Origin of the sequence: Agathobacter ruminis (assembly GCF_002735305.1) — a bacterium.
Lineage (GTDB): Bacteria > Bacillota > Clostridia > Lachnospirales > Lachnospiraceae > Roseburia > Roseburia ruminis.
In genome coordinates this window covers 1-5481 of the sequence record NZ_PDYG01000057.1, presented here as the reverse complement: position 1 = coordinate 5481, position 5481 = coordinate 1, and the positions used below count along the sequence as shown (strand labels likewise).

General features: G+C 39.5%; 6 protein-coding genes. 3 read left to right on the top strand and 3 right to left on the bottom strand.

The window, feature by feature from the left end:
• Positions 1-87: 87 nt before the first annotated feature.
• Positions 88-462, bottom strand: coding sequence for a helix-turn-helix domain-containing protein (locus CSX02_RS08290; RefSeq protein WP_189281446.1), 375 nt, complete (start codon positions 460-462; stop codon positions 88-90).
• Positions 463-628: 166 nt separating this feature from the next.
• Here CSX02_RS08290 and CSX02_RS08285 point away from each other — a divergent pair, with 166 nt between their 5' ends.
• Both CSX02_RS08285 and CSX02_RS08280 read left to right on the top strand, forming a co-directional pair.
• Complete coding sequence (locus tag CSX02_RS08285) at positions 629-973, top strand: hypothetical protein (RefSeq protein WP_099386321.1); 345 nt, start codon at positions 629-631, stop codon at positions 971-973.
• 90 nt (positions 974-1063) lie between these two features.
• Positions 1064-2484, top strand: a protein-coding gene (locus tag CSX02_RS08280) for an IS3 family transposase (RefSeq protein ID WP_099386320.1) whose coding sequence is annotated in 2 segments (ribosomal slippage) — positions 1064-1631 and positions 1631-2484 — 1422 coding nt in all. Because the reading frame shifts where the segments join, the coding sequence is not laid out codon by codon here.
• A 91-nt stretch (positions 2485-2575) separates the two neighbouring features.
• Here CSX02_RS08280 and CSX02_RS08275 read toward each other — a convergent pair.
• Positions 2576-3478 (bottom strand): LysR family transcriptional regulator, encoded by a 903-nt coding sequence (locus CSX02_RS08275; RefSeq protein WP_189281444.1) that lies wholly within the window; start codon positions 3476-3478, stop codon positions 2576-2578.
• Positions 3479-3731: 253 nt separating this feature from the next.
• Between CSX02_RS08275 and CSX02_RS08270 the strand changes: the two genes are divergently transcribed.
• The gene (locus CSX02_RS08270; RefSeq protein WP_031543842.1) at positions 3732-4682 is read left to right on the top strand and encodes a flavodoxin family protein; all 951 of its coding nucleotides are present in this window, start codon (positions 3732-3734) and stop codon (positions 4680-4682) included.
• Positions 4683-4720: 38 nt separating this feature from the next.
• On the opposite strand, the gene CSX02_RS08265 is transcribed toward CSX02_RS08270, so the two are convergent.
• A complete protein-coding gene (locus CSX02_RS08265; protein WP_031543841.1) occupies positions 4721-5251 on the bottom strand; it encodes a flavin reductase family protein in 531 nt (176 codons plus the stop codon).
• Positions 5252-5481 lie beyond the last annotated feature (230 nt).

The window sequence follows — 5481 nt, the reverse complement described above, 5'->3', positions numbered from 1 at the left end:
AGCATAGTCGAACCTATTGAAAAGGTAAAGAAAGACTATGACTAATACTAATAGTAGGGGGATTTTATGTTACGGTTATGAAGGACACTATTTACAAGATGAAATAAGTGTTTCCATATTTATCTCATATAATTTTGCAAGTTCACTGAGAAAAGAAAGGTTTGGCTCAGCTGTTCCTTTTTCCCATTTGTATAATGTCTGGCGACTGATTCCGAGTGTTTCTGCAACAAATTCCTGAGTATATCCTTTGTTTATTCGTGCATCTTTTAGAACTGTAGCCAGATTCTTTTTTACAATTTTTCGGTTAGTGCGAGACCCGGAAGAGTTTAGATACTTCCTAAATGCTTTTACAATCAGTACAATAATTAGAATGGTAATAGCAAGTGATAATAGTCCCAAAAGAAGCAGAACAAGGTCTGTTAACAGTTGGGAATCAAATTGAAAGAGTTTCGAATGATTCATATTAATTCCTCCCATAAAAAGATGCTTACATTTTAGCAAAATGCAAGAGGAAAAACCATAAACGAATATGTATAAAATTGTTTACACATGTAAATTTTAATATTGTTTTTTGGGGGAGTGTGTTAAAATCTAATTGTAATAGGAGTTTAAAAATAGGAGGAAAATTATGGGTGGAAGAAAAACTCAAATGATTTCTGTCGCAGTTGTGGCCTGTCTGGCAATTTTGATTTCTGCAATTATCATTGTTAAAAATCAAAAGGATGTACAGGTAAGCAGTTCAGATTCAAAGTATTGTCAAATCACCTCGGATCAGGTGGAACAGTTGACTGCTGATATGAGCAGGGAAGAGGTCCTGAATGCTTTGGGAGAGACCAAGGATATTGGCTCCGGCAGATATATTTATGTGTACGAGGTGGATCAGAAATATTTACTAAAAATCGGATTTGATGGAGACGATGCGAATTTAAACCTTGATGGGGATGCATTGTTGGAACAATTGGAAGAACTGTAAGAAAAATAAATAATATTATAAAAGGTCGTGCTTGTGTACCGACCCCCAAAAGTTAGACCAAAAATCTAACGATTGGAGGTCGGTATTTTTATGTCTAAATATTCCTTTGAATTTAAGAAGGAAGTCGTTATGTCTTACCTTAATGGAAAAGGTGGTTATACCTATCTTGCACAACAATATGGTATTTCTAGCAAGACGAGAATTCAAGAATGGGTTGCTATGTATAATAAATTTGGTGATGAAGGGTTATTACGTTCTCGTAAGCAAGAAAAATACTCTTTTGAAAAGAAGCTTTCTGTAGTAGAGTTATATCTATCAAGTGAAATTTCGTATCAAGATTTAGCTCTGCAAGAAGGAATTACTAATCCAAGTATGATTACAAACTGGGTGAGTCGCTTTCGAGCAGCTGGTCCTGATGCCCTAAGACCACGCAAGAAGGGACGAAAGAAAACATTGAAAATAACTGATGGCAATACACAAAACAAACCAGTTGAAGAATCTTCTGTTGATACAAGTGCAGAACATGTAAAAGAGCTAGAAGATGAACTTCTTAAATTGAGAATTGAGAATGCCTTTTTAAAAGAACTGAGGAGGCTGCGTTTAGAGGACGAGGCAAAAATGAGAGAACGGCACTCGTCATCAACAGTCTCCGACGAGAATTCAAACTAAAAGACCTTCTCTCTTATACAGGCATGCCTAAAGCAACATATATGTATTGGCAAAAACGATTTGATAGAGAAAATCCTGACAAAGAACTTGAAGAAAAAATCCAAGAAATCCGTAAGAATAATAAGGATTACGGATATCGTAGAATACATAGAGAGCTTCATAATCAGGGATATCTCATCAACAAAAAGAAGGTTCAACGAATAGTTCAAAAACTTGGCTTGCAGGTGACATCCTACACACGCAAAAGTAGGAAATATAGTTCGTATAAGGGCAGGATTGGTACCGTTGCACCCAACAGAATTCGCAGACGCTTTAATACGCACATACCCCATCAAAAAATCACAACGGATACAACTGAATTTAAGTATTATGAAGTTGATGTCAAAGGACATATGACAATGCATAAGCTGTATCTAGATCCATTTATGGATATGTGTAATGGAGAAATACTAAGTTACGGCATCGATAAGAAACCTTCAGCAAAGAATGTAATGAATGCCTTGGATAAAGCTATTGAAATCACTTCAGACTGCCCTTATAGACGAACATTCCATTCTGACCAGGGGTGGGCTTACCAGATGAAGGCGTACTCTCACAGGCTAAAAGAAGAACGAATATTTCAAAGCATGTCTCGAAAGGGTAACTGTCTAGATAATTCCGTAATGGAGAATTTCTTCGGTCTGCTTAAGCAAGAGATATACTATGGCGTTATTTACTATAGCTATGAGGAATTAAAAGCGGAAATAGAACGATTTATAAAGTATTATAATGAACAACGAATAAAAGAAAAGTTAGGATGGATGAGTCCTGTTCAATATAGGCTCCATCTTTTAGCTGCATAAAGAAAACGAGACGACCGAAGTCGTCTCGTAAAAAGTCTAACTTTGAGGGGTCAGCTCACTTGCACGACCTTTTTTAGTGAATGACAGTATTTCATTTGGATTGAGCAGTTAGAATCTGCTCAACCTGCTCCATAAAGGTTGCAATGGCCGGATTGTAATTATTTCGGCACCATGCGAAGGTAAGCGTATGATTTTTGGCTTCATCAGAGTCGATAGGTATGATATTCACGTTTGGATTCACCCATTCATTTGTGACATTGGAGGTGATGCAGACCGCATCTCCCGTTTCGACCCAGAGCATGATATCGCTCATAGAATCCACAAACTTAATCGGTGGATGAATGCCGGCATGATCCAGCAACGCATTCAAATACCGTGCTCCTTCGGGACAAATGCTTTGATTCAATTGAATAAAAAGTTCATCTTTTAAATCCGCCAGGCATAAATCGGGTTTTGTAGCCAAGGGATGTTGCTTATTTAGCATAATGCAGGAGTCGAAGGTTCCCACGTCTGTGGTAATTAAATTTGGTTGATCAAAGAGGGAGAACCCGTAGGTGAGGATCAAATCTGCGGAGCCGTCATACAAATCGGCAATGAGTTCTCCCAAGGATCTTCTTCTGAGATTCAGATTCAGTGTGGAGTCGGAAGATTGTACATTGCGCAGCAACTCCGGAAAGTGTTTGGAAATGTCATAGACATCGAGGATTTCCACATTCAGACTTCCACGATAGCCTTTGCTGGCATTGTAGGCTTCTGCGACAGCCTGATTATATTGTTCCATCAGCTTTCGGAATTTTTGAAAAAGCACCGCTCCGCCGGGAGTAAGCGTGACGCTGCGGTTTTTGCGCACAAACAGCTGGAAACCCAGTTCCTCTTCCATGGACTGTATCTGGCGACTTAAATTAGGCTGTGTGATGAAAAGACATTTTGCCGCTTCGGTATAATTTAACGATTCTGATAATGTCAAAAAGTATCTGATTTGATTTAGTGTCATTGTAACCTCCGGATTTGGATACATTTATGTAATAAACGACAATCTAATATTACTAAAAGTAATAGATGCATGCAATAATAGAATGTATCGGAATACGTACAAATCTATTCATTTTTTTGACCGGATGTTAAAATTAATTCATGAGAGTCAGGTTTATCATGCTCGTTTTCTGCCTGACGAAATCGGTATACAGACATGAATATAGGTGTCTGATTGTGCGTGTTTTGAGAGAGAACCAATAGGAGGAAAATGAATGAAGGTATTAGGTATTTGTGCCGGTAGGAAAAACGGCAACAGCGAAATTCTTGTAAAGGAAGCACTTCTTGCATGCCAGGAAGCTGGAGCTGAAGTAAAGATGATCAATTTGTTTGATTATCATATCGAGCATTGTACCGGATGTGAAGGTTGTACCATGCAGATGGGAAATGTTCAGATGGGAAAACAGGACAAGTACAACGGATGTGTTCTTAAGGATAAGGACGATATGGACAAGATCGTGAATGAGATGCAGACCTGCAACGGTATCATTGTTGGTGTACCGACCTACGATTTGACCCCAAGTTCGTTATATTTGAAATTTGCACAAAGATTTTTGGCATATGAATTGTCATTCCGTCTTGAAATCGGAGATGTCAAAGAGGACCCACATACGGTTGCTGGTGTCATTTCTGTCGGCGGTTCCTGCCATGATTGGCAGACACTTGCGCTTGAGGGAATTGGTGCAACCATGTTCACACAGTCTGTACAGGTTGTAGATGCATATCTTTCTACCAGAAACGGCCGTCCGGGAAATGTATTATTAAGAGATGAGCAGATTGCGCGTGCACATCAGGTTGGAGAGCACGTGATTCAGGCAATCAACACACCGGTTGAAGAACGCGGCTGGCTGGGAGATCCGGATCAGGGACTTTGCCCGAACTGCCACAGCGGTTTGATCTTCCGTGGAGAACCACATTGGGATGGCATTCAGTGGCCTTTCGAGTGTGCAGTTTGCGGCGCAGGCGGAGACCTGGTGAGAGGCGAAGACGGAAAGGTGAAGTTCGTTCTTGCTGAAAACGGACTGATTCGTGACAGAAACAAGAATTCAGCGCGTGCTGAACATTTGAACGAAATCATTAAGACACGAATCGAATTCTTTGAGAATCAGGCAACAGTCCAGGAAAAATACAAGAAGTACAAGGAACTCACATTCCCTGCAATCTAATAAGCAAAAATAAAGGGTTGTCATATGACAACCCTTTATTATCTAGCCATAGACTCCATAATTTCACCGATATACATCGTATGAAAATTATCTTTGTGATCCGGCGCTTTATCGCCGTACCATCTTGGTATTAATGTATTATCATCAAAAGTTTCCCGATTGATTGGAATGGTTGCCATCTTATGACAAATCAGTACAAAATTAGCCTCATCCACATATGGTGTATTCAACTTGAATGCCGGAGTCAGACCGGCTTTTTCGAATTTGTCTTCGTCTTTGCCCGAATGGGAGCCACAATAATTCAAGGCATCACGATAGGAGTCGTCAACAAAGGAAACGGAAAACAGTTCGCCCTGATCCAAAAGGGTCTTGGTATGGCGTGATTCACGCACAAAAATGAAACATACTTTTTTGCCCCACATAATGCCCATGCCACCCCATGACACAGTCATCGTATTATAATTCTCTTTGTTTCCCGCAGAAACAAGTCCCCAATCTTTTCCAATCTTCACGAAAGGATTTATTTCAATCTCATCCAAAGAAAACGGTTGAAATGTGTGCAATGCCATCTGGTTACCTCCTCATTCTTTTCTTGTCCCTATTATAGCAAAAAAGTACTAGACCACACAAGCTATTTGTTTTATTTTCACAGCCTGTATTGTTTTATACATCCTCGCCCCATAACCCCGGCAACCCATTCACAATTTTGCGAATATTTTAGGTTTTCAATATGTAAAAAGCGAGCATCACACATGTGTCTTTTGATGAATGAACCATTTTGAAAAAGGTTTATGAAGTG